At 61.2% G+C, this 255-nt stretch carries 1 protein-coding gene; it reads right to left on the bottom strand.

What is annotated here, in order from left to right:
• A partial coding sequence (locus SB764_RS42445) for a dTDP-4-dehydrorhamnose 3,5-epimerase family protein (RefSeq protein ID WP_410867100.1) occupies nucleotides 1-255 on the bottom strand: 255 nt, incomplete at both ends.

Raw genomic sequence — 255 nt, 5'->3', positions numbered from 1 at the left:
CGCCGCATCCTTCGCAGCCAGCAGCGGCTCGAAGTCGATCGGCCACTCGATGCCGATCGCCGGATCGTTCCAGACGATGCTGCGCTCGTGCTCGGGAAACCAGTAGTCGGTGGTCTTGTAGAGAAACTGCGCCGATTCGGACAACACGACAAAGCCGTGCGCAAAACCCGGCGGCACCCACAACTGCCGATGATTGTCGACCGACAGCGTCACGCCAACCCACTTGCCGAAATTCGGCGAGCTCTTGCGGATATC

It is taken from the genome of Paraburkholderia sp. SIMBA_027 (assembly GCF_046535315.1).
In the GTDB taxonomy this organism is placed as follows: domain Bacteria; phylum Pseudomonadota; class Gammaproteobacteria; order Burkholderiales; family Burkholderiaceae; genus Paraburkholderia; species Paraburkholderia tropica.
The sequence above is the reverse complement of the archived record's forward strand: the minus strand, read 5'-3'. Positions and strand labels throughout refer to the sequence as shown.